This window comes from Sinorhizobium sp. BJ1 (assembly GCF_002531555.1).
Classification (GTDB): Bacteria; Pseudomonadota; Alphaproteobacteria; order Rhizobiales; family Rhizobiaceae; genus Sinorhizobium; species Sinorhizobium fredii_B.
Genome location: NZ_NWTH01000003.1, coordinates 393,943 through 418,950 on the forward strand (window position 1 = coordinate 393,943; position 25,008 = coordinate 418,950).

26 protein-coding genes are annotated in these 25,008 nt (G+C 63.1%); 13 read left to right on the plus strand and 13 right to left on the minus strand.

What is annotated here, in order from left to right:
- Positions 1-5 precede the first annotated feature (5 nt).
- Together ctaD and coxB are read right to left on the minus strand one after the other, a co-directional pair.
- Positions 6-1,694 (minus strand): cytochrome c oxidase subunit I, encoded by a 1,689-nt coding sequence (gene ctaD, locus CO676_RS05315; protein WP_014761408.1) that lies wholly within the window; start codon positions 1,692-1,694, stop codon positions 6-8.
- A gap of 20 nt (positions 1,695-1,714) precedes the next feature.
- A complete protein-coding gene (gene coxB / locus CO676_RS05320) occupies positions 1,715-2,599 on the minus strand; it encodes a cytochrome c oxidase subunit II (RefSeq protein ID WP_014761407.1) in 885 nt (294 codons plus the stop codon).
- A 382-nt stretch (positions 2,600-2,981) separates the two neighbouring features.
- Between coxB and CO676_RS05325 the strand changes: the two genes are divergently transcribed.
- Positions 2,982-3,512 carry an invasion associated locus B family protein gene (locus tag CO676_RS05325; protein WP_014761405.1) on the plus strand — a complete coding sequence of 177 codons (531 nt, stop codon included), beginning with the start codon at positions 2,982-2,984 and terminating at the stop codon, positions 3,510-3,512.
- Between the two features lie 99 nt (positions 3,513-3,611).
- Here the strand turns inward: CO676_RS05325 and ribB are convergent, their stop codons facing one another.
- Both ribB and aroC read right to left on the minus strand, forming a co-directional pair.
- Complete coding sequence (gene ribB, locus CO676_RS05330) at positions 3,612-4,712, minus strand: 3,4-dihydroxy-2-butanone-4-phosphate synthase (RefSeq protein ID WP_097519840.1); 1,101 nt, start codon at positions 4,710-4,712, stop codon at positions 3,612-3,614.
- A gap of 23 nt (positions 4,713-4,735) precedes the next feature.
- Positions 4,736-5,830 (minus strand): chorismate synthase, encoded by a 1,095-nt coding sequence (gene aroC, locus CO676_RS05335; RefSeq protein ID WP_097519841.1) that lies wholly within the window; start codon positions 5,828-5,830, stop codon positions 4,736-4,738.
- 510 nt (positions 5,831-6,340) lie between these two features.
- Between aroC and CO676_RS05340 the strand changes: the two genes are divergently transcribed.
- Entirely contained in the window at positions 6,341-6,601 is a 261-nt protein-coding gene (locus CO676_RS05340; protein WP_014761401.1) for a DUF1344 domain-containing protein, read from the plus strand.
- Between the two features lie 45 nt (positions 6,602-6,646).
- Here CO676_RS05340 and CO676_RS05345 read toward each other — a convergent pair whose 3' ends face one another.
- The 4 genes from CO676_RS05345 to CO676_RS05360 form a co-directional block, all read right to left on the minus strand.
- On the minus strand, positions 6,647-7,231 hold the full coding sequence (locus tag CO676_RS05345) for a histidine phosphatase family protein (protein ID WP_041413876.1): 585 nt from the start codon (positions 7,229-7,231) through the stop codon (positions 6,647-6,649).
- Between the two features lie 132 nt (positions 7,232-7,363).
- The gene (gene fabI, locus CO676_RS05350) at positions 7,364-8,182 is read right to left on the minus strand and encodes an enoyl-ACP reductase FabI (protein WP_014761399.1); all 819 of its coding nucleotides are present in this window, start codon (positions 8,180-8,182) and stop codon (positions 7,364-7,366) included.
- A gap of 204 nt (positions 8,183-8,386) precedes the next feature.
- Positions 8,387-9,433 (minus strand): DnaJ C-terminal domain-containing protein, encoded by a 1,047-nt coding sequence (locus CO676_RS05355; protein ID WP_097519842.1) that lies wholly within the window; start codon positions 9,431-9,433, stop codon positions 8,387-8,389.
- Between the two features lie 208 nt (positions 9,434-9,641).
- The gene (locus tag CO676_RS05360) at positions 9,642-10,094 is read right to left on the minus strand and encodes an RT0821/Lpp0805 family surface protein (protein ID WP_097519952.1); all 453 of its coding nucleotides are present in this window, start codon (positions 10,092-10,094) and stop codon (positions 9,642-9,644) included.
- Between the two features lie 137 nt (positions 10,095-10,231).
- On the opposite strand from CO676_RS05360, the gene pdxH reads away from it, so the two are divergent.
- Positions 10,232-10,852, plus strand: coding sequence for a pyridoxamine 5'-phosphate oxidase (gene pdxH / locus CO676_RS05365; protein ID WP_014761396.1), 621 nt, complete (start codon positions 10,232-10,234; stop codon positions 10,850-10,852).
- Positions 10,853-10,867: 15 nt separating this feature from the next.
- Here pdxH and CO676_RS05370 read toward each other — a convergent pair whose 3' ends face one another.
- The gene (locus CO676_RS05370; protein WP_097519843.1) at positions 10,868-11,917 is read right to left on the minus strand and encodes a polysaccharide deacetylase family protein; all 1,050 of its coding nucleotides are present in this window, start codon (positions 11,915-11,917) and stop codon (positions 10,868-10,870) included.
- A 238-nt stretch (positions 11,918-12,155) separates the two neighbouring features.
- Between CO676_RS05370 and CO676_RS05375 the strand changes: the two genes are divergently transcribed.
- On the plus strand, positions 12,156-13,403 hold the full coding sequence (locus tag CO676_RS05375) for a D-alanyl-D-alanine carboxypeptidase (RefSeq protein WP_097519844.1): 1,248 nt from the start codon (positions 12,156-12,158) through the stop codon (positions 13,401-13,403).
- Here CO676_RS05375 and CO676_RS05380 read toward each other — a convergent pair.
- From CO676_RS05380 to CO676_RS05390, 3 genes are all read right to left on the minus strand, one after another.
- Positions 13,400-13,912 carry a GNAT family N-acetyltransferase gene (locus tag CO676_RS05380; RefSeq protein ID WP_097519845.1) on the minus strand — a complete coding sequence of 171 codons (513 nt, stop codon included), beginning with the start codon at positions 13,910-13,912 and terminating at the stop codon, positions 13,400-13,402. The two genes, CO676_RS05375 and CO676_RS05380, sit on opposite strands and share 4 nt — an antisense overlap.
- A gap of 10 nt (positions 13,913-13,922) precedes the next feature.
- Positions 13,923-15,338, minus strand: a complete 1,416-nt coding sequence (gene tldD, locus CO676_RS05385) for a metalloprotease TldD (protein WP_097519846.1) — start codon at positions 15,336-15,338, stop codon at positions 13,923-13,925.
- A 72-nt stretch (positions 15,339-15,410) separates the two neighbouring features.
- Positions 15,411-16,610 (minus strand): winged helix-turn-helix domain-containing protein, encoded by a 1,200-nt coding sequence (locus CO676_RS05390; protein WP_097519848.1) that lies wholly within the window; start codon positions 16,608-16,610, stop codon positions 15,411-15,413.
- A gap of 119 nt (positions 16,611-16,729) precedes the next feature.
- Here CO676_RS05390 and CO676_RS05395 point away from each other — a divergent pair, with 119 nt between their 5' ends.
- Genes CO676_RS05395 through CO676_RS05415 form a run of 5 tightly spaced genes read left to right on the plus strand, consistent with a single transcriptional unit; the run spans position 16,730 to position 21,282 of the window.
- Complete coding sequence (locus CO676_RS05395) at positions 16,730-17,410, plus strand: energy-coupling factor ABC transporter ATP-binding protein (protein WP_014761390.1); 681 nt, start codon at positions 16,730-16,732, stop codon at positions 17,408-17,410.
- Positions 17,404-18,009: an energy-coupling factor transporter transmembrane protein EcfT gene (locus CO676_RS05400; protein ID WP_097519849.1), complete on the plus strand. Its 606-nt coding sequence runs from the start codon at positions 17,404-17,406 to the stop codon at positions 18,007-18,009. Before CO676_RS05395 ends, CO676_RS05400 begins: the two co-directional genes overlap by 7 nt.
- Positions 18,010-18,040: 31 nt before the next feature.
- The gene (locus tag CO676_RS05405; protein ID WP_014761388.1) at positions 18,041-18,604 is read left to right on the plus strand and encodes a biotin transporter BioY; all 564 of its coding nucleotides are present in this window, start codon (positions 18,041-18,043) and stop codon (positions 18,602-18,604) included.
- Between the two features lie 4 nt (positions 18,605-18,608).
- On the plus strand, positions 18,609-20,105 hold the full coding sequence (locus tag CO676_RS05410) for a class I adenylate-forming enzyme family protein (RefSeq protein WP_097519850.1): 1,497 nt from the start codon (positions 18,609-18,611) through the stop codon (positions 20,103-20,105).
- Complete coding sequence (locus CO676_RS05415) at positions 20,089-21,282, plus strand: thiolase family protein (protein WP_097519851.1); 1,194 nt, start codon at positions 20,089-20,091, stop codon at positions 21,280-21,282. Before CO676_RS05410 ends, CO676_RS05415 begins: the two co-directional genes overlap by 17 nt.
- Here CO676_RS05415 and CO676_RS05420 read toward each other — a convergent pair.
- Positions 21,270-21,671 carry a thioesterase family protein gene (locus CO676_RS05420; RefSeq protein ID WP_014761385.1) on the minus strand — a complete coding sequence of 134 codons (402 nt, stop codon included), beginning with the start codon at positions 21,669-21,671 and terminating at the stop codon, positions 21,270-21,272. The genes CO676_RS05415 and CO676_RS05420 overlap by 13 nt on opposite strands.
- Before the next feature lie 14 nt (positions 21,672-21,685).
- Here CO676_RS05420 and CO676_RS05425 point away from each other — a divergent pair, with 14 nt between their 5' ends.
- The 4 genes from CO676_RS05425 (at position 21,686) to CO676_RS05440 (ending at position 24,928) form a co-directional block, all read left to right on the plus strand.
- On the plus strand, positions 21,686-22,654 hold the full coding sequence (locus tag CO676_RS05425; RefSeq protein ID WP_014761384.1) for a zinc-dependent alcohol dehydrogenase family protein: 969 nt from the start codon (positions 21,686-21,688) through the stop codon (positions 22,652-22,654).
- A 63-nt stretch (positions 22,655-22,717) separates the two neighbouring features.
- Positions 22,718-23,647: a histone deacetylase family protein gene (locus CO676_RS05430; protein ID WP_097519852.1), complete on the plus strand. Its 930-nt coding sequence runs from the start codon at positions 22,718-22,720 to the stop codon at positions 23,645-23,647.
- A gap of 3 nt (positions 23,648-23,650) precedes the next feature.
- Positions 23,651-23,908 carry an exodeoxyribonuclease VII small subunit gene (locus tag CO676_RS05435; RefSeq protein ID WP_014761382.1) on the plus strand — a complete coding sequence of 86 codons (258 nt, stop codon included), beginning with the start codon at positions 23,651-23,653 and terminating at the stop codon, positions 23,906-23,908.
- Positions 23,909-24,004: 96 nt separating this feature from the next.
- Positions 24,005-24,928, plus strand: a complete 924-nt coding sequence (locus CO676_RS05440; protein ID WP_097519853.1) for a pirin family protein — start codon at positions 24,005-24,007, stop codon at positions 24,926-24,928.
- The last annotated feature ends 80 nt before the right edge of the window (positions 24,929-25,008 follow it).

Genomic DNA, 25,008 nt, shown 5'->3' on the forward strand with positions numbered 1-25,008 from the left:
GTCCGTCACTTGATCCGCGGGAGCTGTTCCCACTGGTGGAACGGCGGCGGCGAAGACAGCTGCCATTCCAGCGTGTTGGCGCCCTCACCCCACGGATTATCACCCGCGACGCGCTTCTTCGCGAAGGCCTCGGCGACGCCGAAGAGGAAGATCAGCACGCCGACCGCGGCGATGTAGGAGCCGTAGGACGATACCATGTTCCAGCCGGCAAAGGCATCCGGATAGTCGATGTAGCGGCGCGGCATGCCGGCAAGACCCAGGAAGTGCTGCGGGAAGAAGATGAGGTTCACGCCGACGAACATCACCCAAAAATGCAGCTTGCCGAGGAACTCGGAGTACATGTAGCCGCTCATCTTCGGGAACCAGTAGTACCAGGCCGCGAAGATCGCAAAGACGGCACCGAGCGACAACACGTAGTGGAAGTGGGCAACCACGTAGTAGGTGTCGTGCAGAGCACGGTCGAGGCCGGCGTTTGCGAGCTGAACGCCCGTGACGCCGCCGACGGTGAAGAGGAAGATGAAGCCGATCGCCCAGACCATCGGAGTGGTGAAGCGGATCGAGCCGCCCCACATTGTCGCGATCCAGGAGAAGATCTTCACGCCGGTCGGAACCGCGATGACCATCGTCGCGAAGACGAAGTAGCGCTGCGTCTGAAGCGACATGCCGACCGTATACATGTGGTGCGCCCACACGATGAAGCCGACGGCGCCAATCGCGACCATGGCATAGGCCATGCCGAGATAGCCGAAAATCGGCTTGCGCGCGAAGGTCGAGATGATGTGGCTGACGATGCCGAAGCCCGGCAGGATCAGGATGTATACTTCCGGATGACCGAAGAACCAGAACAGGTGCTGGAACAGGATCGGATCGCCGCCGCCTTCGGGGGCGAAGAACGTCGTGCCGAAGTTGCGATCGGTCAGGAGCATGGTGATGGCACCAGCCAGAACCGGCAGCGACAGCAGGAGCAGGAAGGCGGTGATCAGAACAGACCAGGCAAAGAGCGGCATCTTATGCAGTGTCATGCCCGGAGCGCGCATGTTGAGGATCGTCGTGATGAAGTTGATCGCGCCGAGGATCGACGAGGCACCGGCGATGTGCAGGCCGAGGATCGCCAGATCCATTGCCGGTCCCGGCATGCCGGACGTCGAGAATGGCGGATAGATCGTCCAGCCGCCGCCGGCACCGTAGGCACCCGCCGGCCCTTCGACGAACATCGAAAGCAGCACGAGCAGGAAGGCCGGCACGATCAGCCAGAACGATATGTTGTTCATGCGCGGGAACGCCATGTCCGGCGCGCCGATCATGATCGGCACCATCCAGTTGGCGAAGCCGCCGATCAAAGCCGGCATGACCATGAAGAAGATCATGATCAGCGCATGGGCGGTGGTGAAGACGTTGAACATGTGCTTGCCGCCGTCGATGGCAGCATCGCCCTCGAAGCCATAGACCATCTGCGCCAGACCGTGGAAGATCTGGATGCCCGGCTCCTGAAGTTCGGCGCGCATGAAGACCGACAGCGTACCGCCGATGATGCCGGCGATGATCGCGAAGATCAGATAGAGCGTGCCGATGTCCTTGTGGTTGGTCGACAGGAACCAGCGCTGGAAGAAGGTCAGCGGCTTGTGCGCGTGGTCCGCGTGGCCATGATCCGAATGATCATGGCGGTGATCGTGATGAACGGCTGTTCCAGCCATGGGTCGAGCTCCCCTTCCGATTACTGTGCGGCGTTTGCGGCGACGTCAACGGTCTTGGCCGCGCCGTCGATGGACGCCATGAGCGCCTTGTTCGCCTCGCCGATATTGGTTGCGGCGGCAGCGAGCCACGCGTCGTATTTCTCTTGCGAAACCACGCGGACGGCGATCGGCATATAAGCGTGATCCTTGCCGCAGAGCTCGGAACACTGGCCATAGTAGAGACCTTCGCGGTCCGCCTTGAACCAGGTCTCGTTGAGACGGCCCGGAACGGCGTCGATCTTCACGCCGAAGGCCGGCATGGCGAAGGCATGGATGACGTCGGCGGCCGTGACCAGGAGACGGACGGTCTTGCCGACCGGGACGACGACTTCGTTGTCGACGGCGAGCAGGCGCGGATAAGCCGCCTTGTCTTCCTTCCCGACGCTTGCGCGATCCTCGTCCTTCAAAAGCAGGCTGTCGAAGGACAGCGGATTTTCGCCGACTTCATATTCGTAGGACCAGTACCACTGGTTTCCGGTCGCCTTGACCGTCAGGTCCGGGTTCTGCGGCGGCGTGAGTTGCTCGGTGAGAAGCTGGAAGGAGGGAATGGCCAGGAAGAGCAGAATGATAACCGGACCGACGGTCCAGATCACTTCGATCGCAGTATTGTGGCTGGTCCGCGAAGGAACGGGATTGGCGCCCTCGCGGAATTTCACGACGACGATGATCAGCAGCAGGAGGACCAGGAGCGTGATCGGAATGATGAACCACAATGTGTACTGTTCAAACCACGCGATTTCTTCCATGATGCCCGTCGCGGCCGGCTGAAAGCTCGTCTGCCAGTCGACAGGCTTGTCAGCAAAAGCGCTCGAAGCAAAAAGCAGACAGGCAAGCGCTGCCAGAACTGCATAGGCCTTGTTTTTCACAATTACGTCTCCCCAATGCGCTTGATCAGGATCAATCCCGGAACGCAGAATCCCTGCGATACTGGAAGCGCTTCAAACCACAGTTTGACCAGCGCCGCAACATCTGTGCAATGAACCTCATGCGGCATTTTTGCACAAAGCCAAGTTTTCTCGCCGCCCCCTTCGCGCCGTATCAAAGATTGTGTTAGGGCCCGATCCGCGCCTGGTCTCTGCGCTACCACCTCGGAGCAAGCGGCTGCGGCAGAAATGCCCGGCGCGTCTGATACGGGCGAGGCAGGGCCCAATTTCGGCCATATGCCGCTGGAATGTAAGTGGCAGGGCTTTTCATTTATCTCTCTGCACTTCAAGAATAGCCTGAATGATTCGACGTTTTGAGGTTTACATGGGCCTGTCCCTCTTCTCCCGGCTGCCCGCTTTGATCGCGCTCGGAATTGCCGCCTTCGTCTTCCCTGCCGCAAGCATGGCCCAGCAATCGGCCGCGACACCGGGGACGGTAAAGTCGAACCACGGCGCCTGGTCGATCGTCTGCGATCAACCGGCTGGCGCCTCGGCAGAGCAATGCGCGCTGATGCAGAACGTCATCGCCGAGGACCGGCCGGAGGTCGGGCTCTCGGTCGTCGTTCTGAAGACCGCAGATCGCAAGGCGAAGATCCTTCGCGTTCTGGCGCCCCTCGGCGTGCTTCTGCCCAACGGACTTGGTCTCAATGTCGATGGCAAGGATATCGGCCGTGCCTATTTTGTCCGCTGCTTCTCCGACGGCTGCTATGCCGAGGTCGTTCTCGAGGACGAGCTCTTGAAGACGCTGCGCGCCGGCGGGACGGCAACCTTCATCGTCTTCCAATCGCCGGAGGAAGGGGTGGGCATTCCGGTCGACCTCAAGGGTTTCGGCGAGGGCTACGACGCGCTCCCGTAAGTTCCCAGTCACTCTTTAAGTGAAAAAGCCGCTTAAGTGAAAAAGCCGCGCTCCTCGGATGCGCGGCTTCTTTGTGGGCTTGTAAGCCGCGTATGCGCGCTACAGGATCTCGGTCGCGGCAATCTTGATGCCGAAGCCTTCGAGGCCGACATAGTGGCGCTCGCGGGACGAGAGGAGGCGGATGGACGTAATGCCGAGGTCCTTGAGGATCTGGGCGCCAAGACCGATTTCGAGCCATTCGTTTTCGCGCGCCTGCGCTTCCGAATGGGCCTCGCGATCGTGTTTACCCTTTCGCGCGGTCTGTGAGACGCCGACACCGACCGAGCCCTCGCGCAGATAGACGATGACACCCCTGCCCTCTCCGGCGATGCGCTTCATGATCTCATCGATCTGGCGATCGTTGCCGAAGACGTCCGCGCCGACATTCTCGAGGTGAAGACGGACGGGAATGTCCACGCCGTCGCGAACGTCGCCGAAAACGACGGCAAGATGCTGCATCGGATCCCAGGGCAGCGAATACGTGTGCGCCTTCGCCTTGCCGTAGGCCGTCTCGATCTCGAAGCTATTGGCCTTCTCGATCAAGGTCTCCTTGCGCTGCCGGTAGGCGATGAGATCCGCCACGGAGACCTGTTTCAAACCATGGGCTTCGGCGAACGTCTCCACCTGCGGCCCGCGCGTCACCGTACCGTCGTCATTGACGAGTTCGCAAATGACGCCGATCGGCGGCAGGCTCGCGAGCTTGCAGAGGTCGACGGCCGCCTCGGTGTGACCGGAGCGCATCAGGACGCCGCCTTCGCGCGCCACCAGCGGGAAGATATGGCCGGGCCGCACGAAATCCGTCGCTCCGACGTTCGGATTGGCAAGGTTTCTCACCGTCAAGGTGCGATCGTCGGCAGAAATGCCGGTGGTCGTCCCGTGCTTGAAATCGACGGAAACAGTGAAAGCGGTGGTGTGAGCGGAATCGTTCTCGGCGACCATTGCATTCAGGTTGAGGCGTTTCGCCTCGTCGCGCGGCATGGGCGCACAGACGATGCCCGAAGTGTGCCTGACGATGAAGGCCATCTTCTCGGGCGTGCAATGCACCGCCGCGACGATCAGGTCGCCTTCGTTCTCGCGCCCGCCATCGTCGGTGACGACGACGATCTCGCCGGCCTCGAAGGCACGAATGGCCTCGACGACGCGCTTCTGGTCATAGGACATTTTCACTCTTCTCCAGCAAATTGCTACAGCCGACCGGTCTGGCCCCGATCGCGCAGGTAATGATCAGCGATCGTGCAGGCAAGCATGGCCTCGCCGATCGGCACCGCCCTGATCCCGACGCAGGGATCGTGGCGACCCTTGGTGCGCACGTCGACCTCGTTGCCATCGCTGTCGATGGAGCGGCGCTCGGTCAGGATGGAAGAGGTCGGCTTGATCGCGAAGCGCGCGACGATCGGCTGGCCGGTCGCGATGCCGCCCAGAATGCCGCCGGCATTGTTGGACAGGAAGACAGGCTCGCCGTTCGCGCCGATGCGCATCTCGTCCGCGTTTTCCTCACCGCTGAACTCGGCGGCGGCAAAGCCATTGCCGATCTCGACGCCCTTGACGGCGTTGATCGACATCAGGTTCGAAGCGATATCCTGGTCGAGCTTGCCGTAGATCGGCGCACCGATGCCGGCCGGCACACCTTCGGCAACGACCTCGACGACTGCGCCGATCGACGAGCCGGCCTTGCGGACGCCGTCGAGATACTCCTCCCATACGGGAACGATTGCCGGATCCGGCGCAAAGAACGGATTGTTGTTGACCTCGGCCCAGTCCCAATTGGCCCGATCGATCCGGTGCTTGCCGATCTGCACGAGCGCACCGCGAACGACGAGGCCCGGCACGACCTTGCGGGCAATGCCGCCGGCGGCCACACGCGCGGCCGTCTCGCGCGCCGAGGACCGGCCGCCGCCGCGATAGTCGCGAATGCCGTATTTGACGTCATAGGTATAATCTGCATGCCCCGGGCGATAGCGCTTGGCGATCTCGGAATAGTCTTTCGAGCGTTGGTCGGTATTCTCGATCATCATCGAGATCGGCGTTCCCGTGGAGATCATCGTTTCGCCGTCCTCGTCGAGCATCACGCCGGAAAGAACCTTCACAAGATCGTCTTCGCGACGCTGGGTGACGAAGCGCGACTGTCCCGGCTTGCGCTTGTCGAGCCAGGCCTGGATCTCGGCGAGCGTGAATCGGATACCGGGCGGGCACCCGTCGACGACGCAGCCGAGCGCCGCACCGTGGCTCTCGCCCCAGGTGGTGACGCGGAAGAGATGACCGAAGGTATTGTGCGACATGATGGCTACCGGGTTCAGAGTCCGAGTGATCGGACCGGGCGATCTCTTCGGATCAATTCTAATCGAGTCAGGGCAGAACGCGAACACTGCATTCTTCGTCCTGCTTCCGACGCTGCCCTCTCTTAGTGTAAAGCGCTCACTGGGGAAAGAGCTTGCGCTGCTGCGGGAGATTTGCTGCCGGCATGGCGGAGGATTTCGTCGGCGATTCGCTTGGAGTCACCACCTCGGATTGCAGCGCCTGCCGTACCGCCGGGTTCCAAGATAGGCCTCGGTAATCTTTCTTTGGAAAACTTGGCGACAGCAGCCGCAGCAAGGCGCTCAGCACTCCCGTTCATGCTTCGGCGACTTGAAATCCACCGGGCCCGCGTTCACTCTCCCATTCGCCGAAAGCACATTCAAACGAGCAGCTAGAATCCTAAAAAACCACCGCAAAAAAGAACTTTTGCCACAATCGGGGATCAAAGGGTGAAGACAAGAAAATTCGCAAAAGCATGGAAGAGGGCAAGAAGGATGCGATTTGTCATTGCGACGCTCATGGCTACCGCAAGCTTGCTTTCACCGCTCTCGGTCCACGCCGAAAGCGCCGACGTCGAGGCCGTGATCACCAATATCGATACTGAGCGACTGAGCCTATCGCTCGACGACGGCAAGAGCTACCAGGCACCCGAGGAATTCAACTTCGAGGGCCTGGAGGCCGGCGTCAAGGTTCTCGTCTTCTACACCGAAGTCGATGGCAAGCGCGTCATCAACGATCTGGAGATCGTCCAGTAGGACTGTTCCCTCGAATGGATCGGGCAGACGCTCCGCCTTTTTCGCTTAAAGCCAATTGATCGAACCGTCGACGATCTTCAGCAGCCGGTCCTGCGGAATGGCGGCCGCCGCCGCCTCATCCGGCTCCATTTCTCCGAGCAGCTTGAACAGTGTACGAATAACCCCGCCGTGGCTGACGCAGACGGTGGGCTTTCTCACGTCCTTCAGCCAAGCGCCGACCCTCCAGGACAGGATTTCGTAGCTTTCCGCATCTTCGCCAGGCGGAATGAAATCCCACTTTGCCACCCGTCTCGCGGCGATGCGCTCCGGCACCCGGCGTTTCAATTCGCCAAGCGTGAAGCCCTCCCAAGCGCCGAAGGAGACCTCCTTCAGCCGCTCGTCGGTGCGATAGTTGAACGGGTCGAGCCCCATGGCCCGCCTGAGGCGTTCCATGGTGTCGCGCGTTCGACCGAGTGGACTGCTGACGAAATCGAAGCCGGCTGCATCGCGCCCGAGGATCTCTCCAAGAGCCGCGCCATTGCCGGTCGCTTGCTGGCGACCGGTTTCATTGAGGGGAATGTCCTTCTGCCCCTGAAGACGACTCTCGGCATTCCAGTCCGTCTGACCGTGGCGAACCATGTAGATGAGCACAGGTTTCACTCCGGATGAGGCCGCCGCCCACCGTGGGCGCGTCTTATCAGGCACGCGAAGGCCGCTGTCGTGCCCTGCGGATCTTAGATCGAATTCGATGTAAGGAATCAAGCAGTTGCAGGCAAGAAGCAATCAGTCCTTCAGTACGGAAATATCCGGGGCGTCGACCGACTTCATGCCGATCGTATGATAACCGGAATCGACATGGTGCACCTCACCGGTGACGCCCGTCGACAGGTTGGACAGCAGATAAAGCGCCGAATTGCCGACCTCCTCGATCGAAACGGTGCGCTTCAGCGGCGCATTGTACTCGTTCCACTTGAGGATATAGCGGAAATCGCCGATGCCGGAGGCGGCAAGCGTCTTGATCGGACCGGCCGAGATGGCATTGACGCGGATGCCGCGGTTGCCGAGATCGACGGCGAGATACCGCACGCTTGCTTCCAGCGCCGCCTTGGCAACGCCCATGACGTTATAATGCGGCATCACCTTTTCGGCGCCGTAGTATGTGAGCGTCAGCATCGAGCCGCCATCATTCATGATGCGCTCGGCACGCGCGGCAACGGCCGTGAAGGAGTAGACGGAAATATCCATCGTGCGGGCGAAGTTGTCGCGGCTCGTCTCGAGATAGCGGCCCGTCAGCTCGTCCTTGTCGGAGAAGGCGATGGCGTGCACGACGAAATCGATCTTGCCCCACTTTTCCTCAAGCGCCGAGAAGACGGCGTCGATCGTGGCGAGGTCGGTCACATCACAATGCCCGGCCATGAAGGCGCCGAGTTCCTGCGCCAGCGGCTCGACGCGCTTCTTCAGCGCATCGCCCTGCCACGTCAGCGCGATCTCCGCGCCCGCTTCAGACAGAGCCTTGGCGATGCCCCACGCAATCGAGCGGTTGTTTGCGACGCCCATGATGACGCCGCGCTTGCCATTCATCAGACCCGATGCCTGAGCCATGGAATGTCCCCAATACTGTCTGCCTGGACCAGCCGGCGCCGATGCCAGAATTCCCGAAGTCGATGGCACCGCACCACGCCACCATAGATCGGTGCGGCAAAATGTCGAGAATTGCCTATGGCATAGCCGCCAGAGCGGTTCAAGCGCGGCGCGGATCAGGAACTGTTAGTCCCCGTAATATTGGTTCAGCTTGTCATTAAATCGTTACAAATACAGCCCGTCGCGCTGCGACCGCATCAAGTCCGTGATCTTGTCGTCGGGCTTTTCATGCAACACCAAGCGCAACTCGACCAGAAGGTCGCCGCTTTCGCCATCGGGTCCCTTTAAACCCTTGCCGGGAATGCGGATGACCTTGTCGGATCCCGACCATGCCGGGACCACCACCGTCGCGATTCCGCTCGGTGTTTCGATCCTGGTCTCGCAGCCCAGCACCGCATCCTGGAGGTCAAGCGGCAGAGTTGTCGCGAGGTCGAGCCCCTGGGTGCGAAACGGACCGTCCTGACGAACACGCAAGGTCGCGACGACGTCGCCGCGGGTCATACCGGCGACGCGGTATCCCTGCTCCTTCAGGCGAATCACCTGTCCGTCGATCGCGCCAGGCGGAATTGCTACCTTCACCATTTCGCCGTCCGGAAGCTCCATGGCGACACGCGATCGGTTCATCACCTCTTCGATGCTGACGGGCAGATCGACGACCAAATCTGGCACCTTCTCCGCGGTTTTTGCAATCCGGTCCCGAATGCGCCGGACGATCGCCGCGACCAGTTCCGTCCCGGGCGCAGCAGATCGCCGGACCGTCGCCTCCGTCTTCGCAGGCTCCTGTTTCGTCTCGGCCGTCGGCTCCGGCTTTGCCTCGGCAGCGGGACCGGCCTTCTCGGCGGAGCGCGGCGACGAGGCCTTCGCACCGGATGGCGCGGGCTGCGGATCGACGCCGAAGATTCGCGATATCGCCTCTTCGGCGCTTTCCGCGCCGACTGGCTCCTCGGCCGGCTCGGGGCCGCGCATCTTCTCTTTCATTGCTTCCATGCGACGCAATTCCGCCTCGCGCCGCGCGTGGTCGTAGCGGCTCCGGCGCGCCGGATCCCGCAGCAGTTCGTAAGCCCTGCCGGCTTCGGCAAAACGTTCCGTCGCCAGCGGGTCATCCTGATTATGGTCCGGGTGGATCGCTTTGGCGACAGAGCGCCAGGCGGCCTTGATTTCCTCCTGCCCGGCACCGCGACGCACGCCGAGGATTTGATAGGGATCGCGCATGGCTTGTCACCACAGTCTTTGAACGGCCACGCTTCGCGGCGGCTCGTCTACGCATTACGAAGGCAGCCCGTGATGGGCCGGTTTACTCACAGGCGATGATCCAGGGAAGTTGCTAACTAACGGTTAGTTGGCCCCTCCCCCGGCAGCGGATCCGGACGGTACAGGGCGTCGGTGCGTGCCTTTGCTCGATTGTGGTTAACCGCGGATTTCAGCCCTGCGGGCCGAAGCTCGTCAGATACCACTCGCCGTTGTCGAGCCGGCAGGTCCTGCCGTCGAACTTGGCGATGCCTTCAAAGGAGTGGCGCGTTGTCGTGAAACGGCGGCAGAGCACGCCGGAAGCATGGTCTTCCTCGATACTGCTGATGACGCCGGCGCTGCCCGACGAGGTATTGGCCCAGGGAATGGCGCTGCCGCCCGAAGCGATATCGGCGGAGGAAACAGCGTTGCGCACGGCGACGGCGTCAGACAGACCATCGGACGTCTTGGCGACCGGCACGGTCCCGGTCGCGACGGAGCGATCGACGCTGGAATTTCCGAAGAGGTCGAGACCGGACCCCATGCATCCTGGGAGCGCGAAAATGCTCAGGCAGAGTGCCGCATTGCGCAGCAACGCAATGGAAAAGCCCTTCTTGCCATCGATCCACTTTGCTATGTCTTGCACGGCAATCCTGTCAGACTCGCCAGAGCCGAGCACAGAGCGACGACGCACTGGCAGGCTCCGACCATTTTCGATGCGGAAACACGATCGGGCTCATCCCAACGCGTCCCCGCGCCAGATACACGGCATAGGAAGGCAATATGACCGCGAATGAGTTAATAACCGGTGACTTCACGGAAGCAGACGAGCCCTTTTCCCTCTTTGGCACATGGCTGAAGGACGCCGAGAAAAGCGAGGTGAATGACCCCAACGCGGTCGCCCTTGCGACCGTCGATCCCGATGGACTGCCCAATGTGCGCATGGTGCTGCTCAAGGGTTTCGACGAACGCGGCTTTGTCTTTTACACGAATTTTGAAAGTCAGAAAGGCCAGGAACTGCTGGCCACCCGCAAGGCGGCCATGTGTTTCCACTGGAAGTCGCTGCGCCGCCAGGTGCGCCTGCGCGGGCCGGTGGAAATCGTCACGAACGAAGAGGCGGATGAATATTTCAGGAGCCGACCGCGCGGCAGCCGCATCGGCGCGTGGGCCTCGAAGCAATCCCGCCCGCTCGAGAGCCGCTTTGCCCTGGAGAAGGCCGTCGCCGAATTCACCGCCCGTCACGCAATCGGCGAGATCCCGCGCCCGCAATGTTGGTCCGGTTTCCGCATCCGGCCGACCTCGATCGAGTTCTGGCACGACCGTCCGTTCCGACTGCATGATCGCGTCGAGTTCCGTCGCCCGGTTCCGGAAGGGGGTTGGGAGAAGGTGCGGATGTATCCCTGACCGAGGCGTAGCAACTTATGGCGCGGCGAGCCGGAACGGGATGCCGGAGGCCAGCGCTGATACATGCCGCTCGCTCTGGAAATGACCGTTCAGCGATATCCGAGGCACGGCGTGAAGGTTGACGCCGGAGGAAAGCGTGCCCGGCTCCGTCGTCACCGCAACGGTAAAGCCGAGATCCGCGGCCAGCCGATGGTCGCGGGCCGAAACCGTCGACCGGTAGCCGTAGGGATAGGCGATCGTCGACGGAGGCCTGCCGGTGATCGCCGCGACGCGTGCGGCGGATGAGGCGATTTCCCGGCGGGCCTCGTCGTCATCGAGCCGTGCCAGCGCCCGGTGGCTGATCGTATGCGCGCCAAGGCGCGCGAGCGGACTTGAGATCAAGTCACGAAGACCGCTTTCGTCGAGCGTCAATCGCCCGGTGATGGCGAAGGGGTCGATTCCACAGGCGTTCGCAGTACGATTCAGAGCCGCCACGGCGCTCGCCTCATCGACGCCATGGATGTAAGCGGCGATGCGATCGAAGGCCGCTTGCTTCTGCCTGTACGTGCCGCTCGACACCGAAACCGCACCATCACCAAAGTCGAAGCGGAACTCGCGGCAAGCGGACAGCAAATCGGCAAGCGTTTCCCACCACAGGGTGTGGGTGCGATCGACATAGCCGGCCGTGACGAAGACGGTGAAGGGGACGCCGTGTTTTTCGAACACGGGCAGCGCCCATTCGAGATTGTTGCGGTAGCCGTCGTCCAGGGTGAAGCAGGCGAAGGGCCGATCGTCGACCGAGGCGAGCCATTCCGGCAGCTCTTCTAGAGCAACGAAACGGTAGCCGTCGCGCTTCAACATCAGGATCGTTTTTTCAAGAAACGCCGGGGTGATTTCCAGATGGGCGTTGGGATCGAAGTCCCGATGCCCCTTGGGGCGGACATGATGCAGGGTAAAGACGGCGCCGCGACCGCGCGCCTTCCCCATCAGACCGACACGTGCGAGGAGATGGGCGACCTCGAGCCCGCCGGCAATTGCGGCCCGTCTCAAATGGTTGCGGACCATCTTTGCGAGCGAGTGTTTCATCTTTCTCCGCTGTCCCGCACTGATTGCGGGACGCGATGCACCCGCCCCGCCGCAATTGCCGCAGCTTTACGCCACCTCTGTTAAGCCTTGCTGAATCGACCCGCGCGTTCATAAGTCGGGGCAAAGCTCAAAAAGGGGCTGCCTTTATCGATTTTCGGCCTTAATGTTACGACAAGTCCACGGCCGTCACGTCCTGATACGTTTCGCGCGCCAGAACTACGGGGCTCAAGGGGGGATCATGAAGAACTTGCAATTTGCCTTGGCCGCGATCGTGGCATTCGTCGCCGCCACCGCATCGGCTTTCGCTGGCAGCGCTTCTCTCGTCATCGACGCCCGCAGCGGCAGGATTCTCTCCGCCGAGAACGCCGATGAGCTGAATTATCCCGCGTCGTTGACGAAAATGATGACGCTTTACCTGACCTTCGAAGCGCTGCACCGGGGCGAGATCAACTGGCAAACCCCGGTGCCGATGTCGAAGGAGGCGGCGCGCAAGCCCCCGACCAAGCTCGGCCTCAAGCCTGGCGATGCCATCACCGTCGAGCAGGCCGTCTACGGCATGATCGTCCATTCCGCCAATGATGCCGCTGCGGCGATGGCCGAAAAGCTCGGCGGCTCCGAAGCCGCCTTTGCCCAGATGATGACGGCGAAGGCGCGCCGGCTCGGAATGACGCGCACCATCTTCGTCAACGCATCGGGCCTGCCTGCAAGCCAGCAGGTGACGACGGCGCGCGATATGGCGAGGCTCGGCATGGCGCTGCTCAGGGACTTTCCGCGGGAATATCGACTCTTTTCGGCGCAGAGTTTCAATTTCCGCGGCCGGGTGATCCGCGGCCACAACAAGCTGATGTATCGCTACAACGGCATGGACGGCATCAAGACCGGGTATACCAACGCTTCCGGTTTCAATCTCGTCAGCGCCGTCAGTGACGGTAACCGCCGCGTCATCGGCGTCGTACTCGGCGGGCGGACGGCGAAGAGCCGCGACAACAAGATGGCCGCGCTGCTCGATCAGCATTTGGGCCGGGCGCCCGCGACGGGCGACGGCCCGGCAATCGCCGCGGCGAAGCCGCTCGACACGGTCGAAGTCGCAACCTTGCCCGGCGTGTCGCTCTATTCCGAACCCAATCGTGCTGGGAAAAACGCCAAGGCAGCGATCATGGCGGCGTCGACGGCTGCCGTGGTTCCGGCGGATCGGCCAACTGCCATTGAGGAGGTTGCGAGCACCGAGCCTAAGGCCGATGCCTACTGGCAGATCCAAATTTCGACGTCACCCACTGCGGAAGCTGCGCGCAGGATCCTCGTCGAGGCACAGTCGGCCGGCGGTGCCGCTCTGCTCGGCGCTTCGCCCCGTACGGATGTGGACAGCAGCGGCAAGCGCTACCGCGCCCGCTTCATCGGCTTCGCCAGCCGGGAGGCAGCCGCCTCAGCCTGCAGCATCCTCAAGAAACGGTCCTATGACTGCTTGCTGCTTCGCGGCCGCAGCTAGCGTGAGGCCAACCGACGAACATAGAATTTCGTATCGACGCCCATGAGCGGAAAGCTCGCCGGCAGATCTTGCCTGGCGATTTCGACAAAGCCGTTCTTTTCGTAGAACCGATGGGCCGCGAGGAACTTCTCGGTCGTCCCGAGGTAGATCGCCTCTATCTTCCGCTGTTCGGCATGGGCGAGGAGCGCTTCGAGCAGGCGGGCGGCCACGCCGTGTTCGCGGCCACGAAAGTCGGACGCGACGAACATCTTGCGCAAGGCTGCCTCAGCGCCTCCGATATCCTTCAGGGCAAGCGTGCCGACGATCCGCTCTCCAACGGCCGCAACCCAGAAGTCGCCGTCGCCCGTCTGATAGAATTCGGGGATTGCCCGAAGATCCGGCTGATCTTCGGCAGTGACGGCGATGCCGAACTCCTCCTGCTGGATTGGCAGGATAAGGTCTATGACACCTTCCTCATCTGCCGCGGAAAAACGCCGGATTTGCAGAGTTTCTCGCGACTGGCTGGTCATTCCGACTTGCCTATGCCTGGGTGCCGCCGACGGTGATCTGGTCCATCCTGAGATGCGGCTGGCCGACGCCGACAGGCACCCATTGGCCGCCCTTGCCGCAATTGCCGATGCCGGTGTCGAGCTTCATATCGTTGCCGACCATCGTCACCCGCTTCATCGCATCCGGCCCGTTGCCGATCAGCATCGCGCCCTTGACCGGCGCGCCTACCTTGCCACCCTCGATGAGATAGGCTTCGGTACAGCCGAACACGAACTTGCCCGAGGTGATATCCACTTGGCCGCCGCCGAAGGAAACGGCATAGATGCCTCGCTTCACCGAGGCGATGACTTCATCGGGCGCACGGTCGCCGGCGAGCATGTAGGTGTTGGTCATGCGCGGCATCGGCACATGGGCATAGCCCTGGCGGCGGCCGTTGCCGGTCGGCTTCATGCCCATCAACCGCGCATTCTGCCGGTCCTGCATATAGCCGACGAGCTTGCCGTCCTCGATCAGGACGTTGTAGCGTGAGGGCGTGCCCTCGTCGTCGATCGAGATCGAACCGCGCCGCGCCTCGATCGTTCCGTCATCCACGACGGTGACGCCCCTGGCCGCCACCTGCTCGCCGAGCAACCCGGCGAAGGCAGAGGTTTTCTTGCGATTGAAATCACCTTCCAGACCGTGACCGACCGCTTCGTGCAGCATCACTCCCGGCCAGCCGGAAGCGAGCACGACGTCCATCGTTCCCGCCGGCGCATCGATCGCTTCGAGATTGACGAGCGCCTGCCGCAACGCCTCGTCGGCGCCGCGCTTCCAGTTCTCTTCCGTGATGAAATCGCCAAAGCCGCGCCGTCCGCCGATGCCGAAGGAACCGGACTCCTGCCGATCACCCTCGCCAACCACGACCGAGATGTTGATGCGCGTCATCGGCCGCACGTCGTGAACGCGATGTCCATCCGACCTCAAAATGTCCACCACCTGCCAGCTTGCGGCGATCGTCGCCGTCACCTGCCTGACCTTGGGCTCCTTGGCGCGCAGGTAGGCGTCGATCTCCTGGAGCAACGTTACCTTGGTCTCGAAGCTCGGTTCGCCGATCGGGTTTTCATCGCCATAGAGCTTCTTGTTGGTGCGCTGCGGGGCAGCGGCATAGGAGCCGGAATAGCCGCGGGTCACCTGCCCTACCGCGTCCGCCGCCCTCTTCAAGGCGGCAACCGATAGTTCCCCGGCATGGGCGTAACCGACCGCTTCGCCGGCGACCGCCCGCAGGCCGAAGCCCTGGTCCGTGTTGAAGCTGCCGCCCTTCAGGCGGCCATTGTCGAAGGAGAGCACCTCCGCCTGGGCATGTTCGAGGAAGAGTTCGCCGTCGTCGGCGCCGGCAAGCGTCTCGGAGAGAACCTTGCGGACCGTCGCCTCGTCCGCATCGAAGAGGCTTATGAGGTTGGTGTCCATCGTTCTGCTCCGCGTCGTGAAGGATTCTCGTTCCATTTAGGAAGCCCGGCGCCGCAAGCCAAGAAAAATCGATCAGGACCGCGCGGCGTTCCAGCCGTCGAGCAGATTGACGTCTCCGACGCCAGCGAAGCGGGCGATCCGATCGAGTTCGGCCATCACCTTCTCGATACGGCCGGACGACGCCTTTACACCGTCTTCGAGCCAGAGGCGCCGGACGTCGAGGCTGCCACGCTTGCGGTCGGCCTTCATGTCGATCCGGCCGATCAGCCGGTCGCCTTCGAGAAGGGGAAAGACATAGTAGCCGTATTCGCGCTTCGCCTCCGGGACGAAGACCTCGATGCGGTAGAAGAAGCCGAACAGCCGTTCTGTCCGGTTCCGGTCGCGTAGCAAGGGATCGAAGGGGCTCAACACGCGAATGCGCGAAGGCGGATCTGGAAGATCGCCGAGATTGTCCGGAAAGCCCGCGAAGGCATAGGACGGCCGCGGCTTGCCGCCATTGGCGGCCTCGATGACGATCTCGCAAAGTTCGTCGCGATGATCGGCAACCCAGGTCTTCGCCTCCTCGGGCGAGACGAGATCCCAGAAGGCGGCGATCTCCCCATGCGTTGCAAAGCCGAGGCGTTCGAGTGCGCTCCGGCAGGCCCAGTCGATAAATTCGGGATGGCTCACATCGCCTTCGTAGTGATGCGCCGGAATGACCCGTTCGGTGAGGTCATAGACCTTCTGAAAATTGACGCGACGGGCGATCGCGAGCCTGCCCTGCCGCCAGAGCACCTCCAGGGCGGTCTTCGACGGATGCCAGTTCCACCAGCCGCCGGATTGGTGATGATCCTCTTTCAGGTCGCGCGCCATGACCGCCCCGCCGCTGGCGATCCGCTCGTAGGTTTCGTCGCAGCCCGCGTCGAACCCCTCACCGCGCCATTTGCGCCAGCGCTCGCGGAGCGTTTCGCTCTCCCATTTGAAGCGATGTTTCCAATAGACGAAGAAGGCGCTCGGAATGATCGAAGCATCGTGCGTCCAGTGCTCGAAGAGTTCGCCGTCCTCCTCGAGGAGCTCGTTCAGATGTTCGCGTCGATAGGTCTGGTTACGCGAAAACAGGATCTGATGATGGGCGCGCTCCACGGTTGCGATGCTGTCGACCTGGACGAAACCGATGTCCTGGATCAACCGCAGGAGACCCTCCTTGCCGAGCGCGCGATGCGGCGCTGTAGAGAGACCCTGCTTGGCGAGAAAGATGCGCCGGGCATCGCGGTTGGAGAGGCGAATCATCATGCAAGAGAGAGTAGGCTTTTATTCCCAATTTTCAAATACACCCCGCGAAGCGAAGCGCATTGCCCTTGCAGATCGAGTTGCCTATAGAGCCACCCACGACAACTCACGAGGAACTGGGATTGGACATCCGCTTTACCGATTGCACGGTTCGGTTCGGCGAACGGGTTGCGCTCCACCCCCTGACGCTTGCCCTCGACGAACGGCGGATCGGCATCATCGGCCTCAACGGCTCCGGCAAGACGACCTTCGCGCGACTGATCAACGGGCTCGTCAAGCCGACGACGGGCCGTGTCTCGGTCAACGGACTCGACACGGTGAAGGACGATAGGGCGGTGCTTGCCGAAGCCGGCTTCATCTTCCAGAATCCGCAGCACCAGTTGATCATGCCTATCGTTTCCGACGACATTGCGTTCGGGCTCAAGAATCGCGGGCTGCCGGCTCACGAAATTTCGTCGCGCACGGAAGCGGTGCTGTCCCGTTTCGGCGTCAGCCATCTGGCGCGGCGGCGGGTGCACGAGCTTTCCGGCGGGGAAACGCAGCTCGTCGCCATGGCGAGCGTCGTCGTCACCGGACCGAGAATCCTGATCCTCGACGAGCCGACCAACCAGCTCGACCTGCGCAACCGCCGCATGGTTTCAGAAACCATCGATGCGCTCGATGAGGACACGATCGTCATCACCCACGACCTCGGGCTGGTCGAAGGGGTGGAGCGGCTCCTGCTCTTTCATGAGGGTCGTCTCGTCGCCGACGGGAGTCCGGACGATACCATCCGCTACTATCACGAGGTGGCCGGATGCTGACGAGCCTTTATGTGGAAGGACGGAGCTGGTTCCACCGGGTGCCGGTGCGCCTGAAGCTCACTGCGCTCCTCGTCCTCAGCGTGGCGCTCTTCACCACGAATTCGCCGCTTCTGCTGCTGCCGGCCTTTCTCGGCTGCGGTGCGCTCTATCTTTCCCTCGGCATGACGGCGCACGAAGCGTTTTCGCGCGTCGGCTTCGTCCTGTTCACTATCCTCGTGCTCGCCGCGGTCAATCTCTTCCTTGTTCCGGTCCCCCAGGTGGTCGCTCTCATCCTGCGGTTGACGGCCCTCGTACTCCTTGCCGCCGCCGTCACGGCGACGACGACGATCGGCGCCTTCATGGACGAGATCACCATCCTTCTGAAGCCCCTGGAGCGCCTTGGCCTGTTGCGGGCGGCCGATGTCAGTTTGGCGCTCGGCCTCGTCCTGCGCTTCGTTCCGGATATCTTCGCCCGGTATCAGGCGATCAGCGAGGCGCACCGCGCGCGAGGACTGCCAATCCGCCCGTTGACGATCATCGGGCCGCTGATCATCCTGACGCTGAAAGATGCGGATACGATCGCCGCGGCCATTGACGCCCGCGGATTTCGCCGCCAATAAATTCGCGCTTTCTAATAAAGGGTAGGACCACATGAACACCAGAGACCTCGTCCTCATTGCGCTCTTCGCCGCAATCGTTGTCGTGCTCGGCCTCATTCCGCCGATCACGCTCGGCTTCATCCCCGTTCCGATCACGGCGCAATCGATGGGCGTCATGCTCGCCGGCTGCATCATCGGCGCAAGACGCGGCGCGCTATCGTTCCTGCTGTTCATCCTCCTGGTCGCCATCGGCCTGCCGGTGCTGTCGGGCGGCCGCGGTGGGCTCGCCGTCTTCGCCGGCCCCTCGGGCGGCTTCATCCTCGGCTGGGCGGTCGCCGCTTACGTCACCGGCCTGATCGCCGAGCGCTTCGTACAGCCGGGAAATTCGGAAGGGCGCCAGTTCGTCGGTTTCTTCCTCGCCTCGGTGATCGGCGGCATCGTCGTCCTCTACGCGATCGGCGTTCCGTGGCTCTCCGCGGTTACCGGCACGCCGCTGATGACCGCCGCGACCGGTTCGCTCGTGTTCATTCCGGGCGATCTCCTCAAGGCGGCGATCGCGACGCTCGCCGCCCGCGCCGTCTACGCCGGCTACCCGCTGCTGCCGGCCCGCGCCTGACGCGATGCCGCTTGCGAGCGCCATAATGCTGCATGCGGGCGAGCGCCCGCACGCCCCGGCCTTCCGCATGGAGGGCCGGGTTTTCACATTCGGCGAGCTTGCTGCCGCGGCAGGCCACATTCTCTATGCGATCGAACAATCGGCCTTGCACGCAACCGGGCACAGCGTGCTTTCCGGCCGCGTGCGGCTGATTGCCCTCGAAACCGGCAATCACCCGCTCTTTGCCGCGGCCTTCATCGCCGCGGCGTCGGGCGGCAATTGTGCCGCGCTCATCGATCCGCACCAGCCGGCATCGACGCGCCGGCGGATGACGGAAAAACTGCGGCCGGAGATCGTCATCCGCGCGGACGGCGATCTTCTGCAACTGGACGTGCCCTCCGCCGGGCAAACGCATGCACTAGAGGCCTTCGACGGTTCGTCACCGATTCGCGTCGGCGACCGGGCGGAACCTTTTCTCGTAGTCTTCACCTCCGGCACCACCGGCGAGCCGAAGGCGATCATCCGCGACCGAAGATCCTGGCGCCTCAGCCTCGAAACTGGTCGGAATTTCTTCGGCATTGGACCGGAAACGACGACCTACGCGCCCGGACCTCTGGCACACGGACTGGCACTTTACGCGCTTGTCGAGAGCCTTGCGGCGGGGGCCGAATTCATCGGCGCACGTCATTTCCAGCCGCGCCAGGCGCTCGAAGTTATTGGCGGCGCCGATGCAAAACGCCTGGTGCTGGTGCCGACAATGCTGCGGCGGCTTTGCGAACAGGCCGAAGGCGCTGCATTGACCTCCGTCGAAAAGATCACCGTCGCCGGCGCCAAGCTCACGCCGGCGGACCGGAGCGCTGCCGCCAGCACCTTCCCGACGGCTGAAGTGACCGAATATTACGGCGCATCGGAACTTGGCTTCATCACCGTCGCCGGCGCAGACGATCGTCACGCGGCGACCGCGGTGGGCAAGGCATTCCCTGGCGTCCGGCTGGCCGTCCTCGACGATCACGGCAATAGCTTGTCGCCGGGGGAAACCGGGACGATCTTCGTCGAAAGCGCGCTGATATCGGACGGCTACATCCCTGGCTGCGACGGCGTCGGCTTTCGCCGCCAGGGACGGCTCGCAACCGTCGGCGACCTCGGTTTTCTCGATGAGGACGGCACCCTGCATCTGATCGGCCGCGCCGGCGGCATGGTGCTTTCCGGCGGCAACAATATCTATCCCTCCGAAGTCGAGGCCGCGATCATGAGCGCCGCCGGGGTAAGCGCGGTGCTGGTCTTCGGTCTCGATCATCCGGATCTCGGCAGCGAGCTTGCAGCAGTCATCCAGCCGAACGTTGGTACGTTCGAACGTGAGGCGCTCGAGCGTCATCTTGCTGCCGCCCTGCCGCGCTACAAACACCCGCGCAAGATCTGGTTCTGCCGGGAGATGCCGATGACCGCCTCCGGCAAGATTGCGGCCGGTCAACTGCGGCAATGGATCGCGGAGGGAAACGGTGTCCTTGAACGGCTCTTCTGATCCCGCTCGCACCCCGGTCGTCATCGCGGCGCTGCGCACCCCGATCGGCCGCGTCAACGGCAGCCTTGCGACGATCGAGCCGGCAACCCTTGCCGCCTTGCTGCTCGACAGGATCGTCACGGACACCGGTATCGACCGGAACGAGATCGACGACGTGCTTCTCGGCAACGCCGCAAACAGCGCCGGCAATCTCGCTCGTCTTGCTGCTCTCGAAGCCGGCCTGCCGGTTTCCATTCCCGGCGTGACCGTCGACCGCCAGTGCGGCTTCGGGCTCGAAGCGATCGTCCTTGCAGCACGGCAGATCCAGGCCGGCGCCGGGCGGTACTTTCTCGCCGGCGGCACCGAAAGCGCCAGCCGTGCGCATATCCGGCTTCGCCCGCCACTGGCGCGTGGCGAGGAACTCCAACCGGTGAAGCGCGCGCGCATGGCTCCCGATCTCATCGGTGATCCCGATATGGGCGTCGCCGCGGAGAACGTCGCCACCGCCTGCGGCATCTCGCGCCAGCGCCAGGACCAGTTTGCCCTCGAAAGTCATCGCCGTGCCGTGGCGGCCGAGACTGCGGGCCGCTTCGCGCGCGAGATCGTCCCGGTTCCGACACCGGCCGGCCTCATCGCCAGCGACGAGTGCCCCCGCGTCAACGCCTCGGCCGAGACGCTTGCCCGGCTGAAGCCGGTCTTCGTCAAGGACGGCACCGTCACCGCCGGTAACTCCTGCCCGATCAATGACGGCGCGGCAATCGTGCTGGTGACATCGCTCGCCGAAGCGCGTCGGCTTGGCGCGCCCTTTGCTCTCGAATTCGTCGATGCGGCGACGGCGGGAGTCGATCCCAACCTGCTCGGCCTCGGTCCGATCCCGGCAATGGCGAGGCTTCGTGCCCGCAATCCGGCGCTCGACGTCGCCGATATCGAATTCATCGAGTTCAACGAGGCCTTCGCCTCACAGGTCCTCGGCAGTCTCCACCAGCTCGATATCCCATCGGAACGCGTCAATCGCGATGGCGGTGCGATTGCGCTCGGCCATCCCTACGGGGCTTCCGGCGCGATTCTCGTCGTCAGGCTGTTTTCGCAAATGCTCACCGCCGCAACGGATAGCGAGGGTCTGGTGATGATGGGGGTCGGAGGCGGCATGGGCGTCGTCGCCCATTTCCGCACGCTCAAGCTCGGTCACGCCGTGTAGCCGGCGAGCCAGTCGCGCGTCGCGGCCGGCAACGGCACCGGCTGATGGCGAGCACGCTCGACGGCGACCCAGACGATCTCGACCTCCGCCGCGAGGTGGCCGACGGCCTCGACGCGCACGGCAAAGCTCACCGAGCTGCCGCCGATCTTCGCGACGGATACAATGAAACGGGCCGGCTCGTCGAAGCGCAAGCCGCGATGGAAGAGGCAGGCCGAGCGGCGCACCAGATAGGCCGGCTCGTCCTTCATCTGCGGCCGATGGCGCCAGAGATTGGCGAGTGCCGCCTCGGCATGCGCGTAGTAGGCCGCATTGTGCATGTGGCCATGCATGTCTATATCGCGAAACGGAATGCGGACTTCCGTGACATTTTCCCGCTCTGTGCCGTCCATGCGAGGCCTCTTACATGCGCTCCACCCTCGTTAGACAGTTTGGCGATCCCGAACAAGTCATCGAGCTTGTCGACGCCGCGCGCGTCGACCCGGCGGCCGGCGAGGTCGAGGTCGAAATCTCGCTTGCGGCGATCAACCCCTCGGATCTGATCCCCGTCACCGGCGCCTATCGCGCCCGCACCGACCTGCCCTTCGTGCCCGGCTTCGAGGGCGTCGGCGTCGTCTGCCGCGTCGGAGCGGGCGTGGAACACCTGAAACCCGGAGACCGGGTCATTCCGATCGGCGCCAGCGGGCTATGGCAGCAACTCCTCGTCCGCCCGGCCGATTGGTGTTTTTTAGTGCCGGACGACCTGAGCGACGCCGAGGCGGCGATGAGCTACGTCAATCCCCTGACGGCGCTGCGGCTCGTCGAGGCCCTGCGCATGCATTTTGGCTCTCTCGCTGGCCGTAGCGTCGGCGTGACGGCGGCAGGCTCGGCGATCGGCGGGATGCTGATGAAGCTGCTTGCTCTGGAAGGTTTGGCGCCCACGGCGATTCTCCGCAGCGAAGAAAGCCGCAGCCGCGTCAGTGAGGAATATCCGACCATCGTTGCCGACGGCAGCAATCTACCGGCAGGGACGCGGTTCGACGCCGTCCTCGATGCCGTCGGCGGGACGCTAGCGGCCGAACTGATCGTCCGATCCCTCCATCCGGGCGGGACCTTTATCCAGTACGGCGCCCTGAGCGGCATTCCTGTCCCGCAGGCGGCGATCGCCGCCCGTGCGGACGTTCGCTTCGCCTTCCTGTGGCTGAGGACCTGGGTCCACTCCGCCGGGCGCGAAGCACTCGAAGCCGCCTTTGCCAGAAGCTTCGCGGGCCTCCGTGACGGGCTGTTCGCCAGCCCGGTCGCCGCAACCTACCCGTTGAGCCGGCTGGGCGAGGCCTTGGCGCACCAGGCTGATCCGCTTCGCAACGGCAAGATCCTGCTCGATCCGCGCTGTTGAAAATCGGTACTTTTGCGGTGGCGGCCATGGATTTTGACAGTCGCGCGCACTAGCTTTCCGCGGATGACCACGCATCTCTATGAAAATGCGCTCTTCCAGGAGCACAAAGTTCCGGAGGGGCACCCGGAGCGCCCGGACCGGCTGAGGGCGCTGAACCTCGCGCTGGAGCATCCGAATTTCGCGCCGCTCAAGCGTGTCGAGGCATCGAGGGGCAGCGAGGAACTGGTGCTGCTCGCCCATACGGAGGAGCACCTTCGGTCGATCGCCCGGGCAGTCCCGGACGACGACATTAGCCAGATCGAAGCCGACACCTATGCGAGCCCGTCAAGCTTCGAGGCGGCGCTCACCGGGATCGGCGGCGCCGTCGCGGCCATCGACGCGGTTTTCGTCGGCGAGGCCGACAACGCCTTCGTCGCGGCGCGCCCGCCGGGCCACCACGCCGAGAAGAACAAGGCGATGGGCTTCTGCTTCTTCAACACGATTGCGATCGCCGCGCGCTATGCACAGAAGGCCCACGGCGTCGAACGAGTCGCCATCGTCGACTGGGACGTACACCACGGCAACGGCACGCAGGACATCTTCTGGAACGACCCGTCGGTGCTCTTCTGCTCCACCCACCAGATGCCGCTCTATCCGGGCACCGGCGCCAAGGAAGAGACGGGTGTCAAGCACAATATCGTCAATGCGCCGCTCTCCCCCAACAGCGGCAGCGAACATTTCCGCGACGCTTTCAGGACCCGCGTGCTATCCGCTCTCGACAATTTCCGCCCAGACCTGGTGCTCATCTCCGCCGGTTTCGACTCGCATTACCGCGATCCCCTGGCCCAGATCAACCTCGTGGCGGAGGACTTCGACTGGGCGACCGGACGACTGATGGAGGCCGCCGGCAGGAGCGCCGGCAACCGAGTGGTCAGCATGCTCGAGGGCGGCTATGACCTGCAGGGTCTCGCCGAATCGGCGGCCATGCACATAATGAGACTGATGAGAGGGTAATCGATGAACAACAACAATGCGCAGCCGGACGTCTCTGCCCTCTCCTTCGAGCAGGCGGTCGAGGAGCTGGAACGGATCGTCTCGGCCCTCGAACGCGGCGATGTCGCGCTCGACAAGTCGATCGAAATCTATGAGCGCGGCGAAGCCCTCAAGAAGCATTGCGAGACGCTGCTGAAGGCTGCAGAGGACCGCATCGAGAAAATCCGCCTCGACCGCAACGGCAAGCCCCAAGGCGTCGAGCCGCTCGACGCGGAACAGTGAACGTCGCGGAAACGCAGCGTCTTCAAGTCAGCTCTACCAGGAGGATGGGATCGGGGATAGCCTCACGCGGAAACGCCCACAAACGGAGCGATTGCCATGTCCTTCTTTCCCGGTCCCGATCCGCTCGCCGGCGACAAGCCGGCCTGTGACGCCATCGAGCATCTGATCATCCCGCGCACCAGCGATATCGGCGGCCTCGAGGTGCGCCGGGCACTTCCGACGGCGCGGCGCCGGCTCGTCGGCCCGTTCATCTTTTTCGACCGCATGGGACCGGCGCTGCTGCGCGCCGGACAGGCGATCGACGTCCGCCCGCATCCGCATATCGGCCTATCGACGGTCACCTATCTCTTCGACGGCGAGATCAAGCATCGCGACAGTCTCGGTACCGAAATGGTGATCCGTCCCGGCGACGTGAACCTGATGACGGCGGGCCGCGGCATCGTGCATTCCGAGCGCTCGCCGGAAAACCAGCGCGGCCAGGAACGCTCGCTGTCCGGATTGCAGACCTGGCTGGCCTTGCCCGACGACAAGGAAGAGGTCGATCCGGTCTTCGCACACACCGAGGAACGCATGCTGCCGCATCTTGCCGACGGCGGCGTCCGCGCGCGAGTCGTCATCGGCCGCTTCGAAGGCGCCGCCTCGCCCGTCTCTGCCTTCACCGATACGATCTATGTGGACCTGTCGATCGAGGCCGGCCGCAGCGCTCCCTTTGCCGCCCATTGGGAAGAACGCGCCATCTATATTCTCTCGGGCGAAGCGGTCATCGCGGGCGACCATTTCGCCGACAACCAGCTTCTCGTCTTTCGGCCCGGGGACGAGATCACCATCACGGCGGGGCCATCCGGCTGTCACGTCATGCTCTTCGGCGGCGCGGCACTCGGCTCGCCGCGTCATATCTGGTGGAACTTCGTGTCATCATCCAAGGAGCGCATCGACAAGGCGAAGGAAGAATGGCGAAGCGGTCGCTTCGATATCGTGCCGGGGGACGAGGAAGAGTTCATCCCCTTGCCTTCTAGCTAATTTTTCGTCTGGGTCTTGGTTGAAGACGCAGGAAAGCCTAATTTTTGCATTCAACGAGGATTGCGTCTAAACAGCCATCC

Coding starts and splice junctions, on each gene's coding strand:
- ctaD (WP_014761408.1), bottom strand. CDS start 1,694: ATGGCTGGAACAGCCGTTCATCACGATCACCGCCATGATCATTCGGAT.
- CO676_RS05325 (WP_014761405.1), top strand. CDS start 2,982: ATGGGCCTGTCCCTCTTCTCCCGGCTGCCCGCTTTGATCGCGCTCGGA.
- ribB (WP_097519840.1), bottom strand. CDS start 4,712: ATGTCCTATGACCAGAAGCGCGTCGTCGAGGCCATTCGTGCCTTCGAG.
- aroC (WP_097519841.1), bottom strand. CDS start 5,830: ATGTCGCACAATACCTTCGGTCATCTCTTCCGCGTCACCACCTGGGGC.
- CO676_RS05340 (WP_014761401.1), top strand. CDS start 6,341: ATGCGATTTGTCATTGCGACGCTCATGGCTACCGCAAGCTTGCTTTCA.
- fabI (WP_014761399.1), bottom strand. CDS start 8,182: ATGGCTCAGGCATCGGGTCTGATGAATGGCAAGCGCGGCGTCATCATG.
- CO676_RS05355 (WP_097519842.1), bottom strand. CDS start 9,433: ATGCGCGATCCCTATCAAATCCTCGGCGTGCGTCGCGGTGCCGGGCAG.
- pdxH (WP_014761396.1), top strand. CDS start 10,232: ATGACCGCGAATGAGTTAATAACCGGTGACTTCACGGAAGCAGACGAG.
- CO676_RS05370 (WP_097519843.1), bottom strand. CDS start 11,917: ATGAAACACTCGCTCGCAAAGATGGTCCGCAACCATTTGAGACGGGCC.
- CO676_RS05375 (WP_097519844.1), top strand. CDS start 12,156: ATGAAGAACTTGCAATTTGCCTTGGCCGCGATCGTGGCATTCGTCGCC.
- CO676_RS05380 (WP_097519845.1), bottom strand. CDS start 13,912: ATGACCAGCCAGTCGCGAGAAACTCTGCAAATCCGGCGTTTTTCCGCG.
- tldD (WP_097519846.1), bottom strand. CDS start 15,338: ATGGACACCAACCTCATAAGCCTCTTCGATGCGGACGAGGCGACGGTC.
- CO676_RS05390 (WP_097519848.1), bottom strand. CDS start 16,610: ATGATGATTCGCCTCTCCAACCGCGATGCCCGGCGCATCTTTCTCGCC.
- CO676_RS05400 (WP_097519849.1), top strand. CDS start 17,404: ATGCTGACGAGCCTTTATGTGGAAGGACGGAGCTGGTTCCACCGGGTG.
- CO676_RS05405 (WP_014761388.1), top strand. CDS start 18,041: ATGAACACCAGAGACCTCGTCCTCATTGCGCTCTTCGCCGCAATCGTT.
- CO676_RS05410 (WP_097519850.1), top strand. CDS start 18,609: ATGCCGCTTGCGAGCGCCATAATGCTGCATGCGGGCGAGCGCCCGCAC.
- CO676_RS05420 (WP_014761385.1), bottom strand. CDS start 21,671: ATGGACGGCACAGAGCGGGAAAATGTCACGGAAGTCCGCATTCCGTTT.
- CO676_RS05425 (WP_014761384.1), top strand. CDS start 21,686: ATGCGCTCCACCCTCGTTAGACAGTTTGGCGATCCCGAACAAGTCATC.
- CO676_RS05430 (WP_097519852.1), top strand. CDS start 22,718: ATGACCACGCATCTCTATGAAAATGCGCTCTTCCAGGAGCACAAAGTT.
- CO676_RS05435 (WP_014761382.1), top strand. CDS start 23,651: ATGAACAACAACAATGCGCAGCCGGACGTCTCTGCCCTCTCCTTCGAG.
- CO676_RS05440 (WP_097519853.1), top strand. CDS start 24,005: ATGTCCTTCTTTCCCGGTCCCGATCCGCTCGCCGGCGACAAGCCGGCC.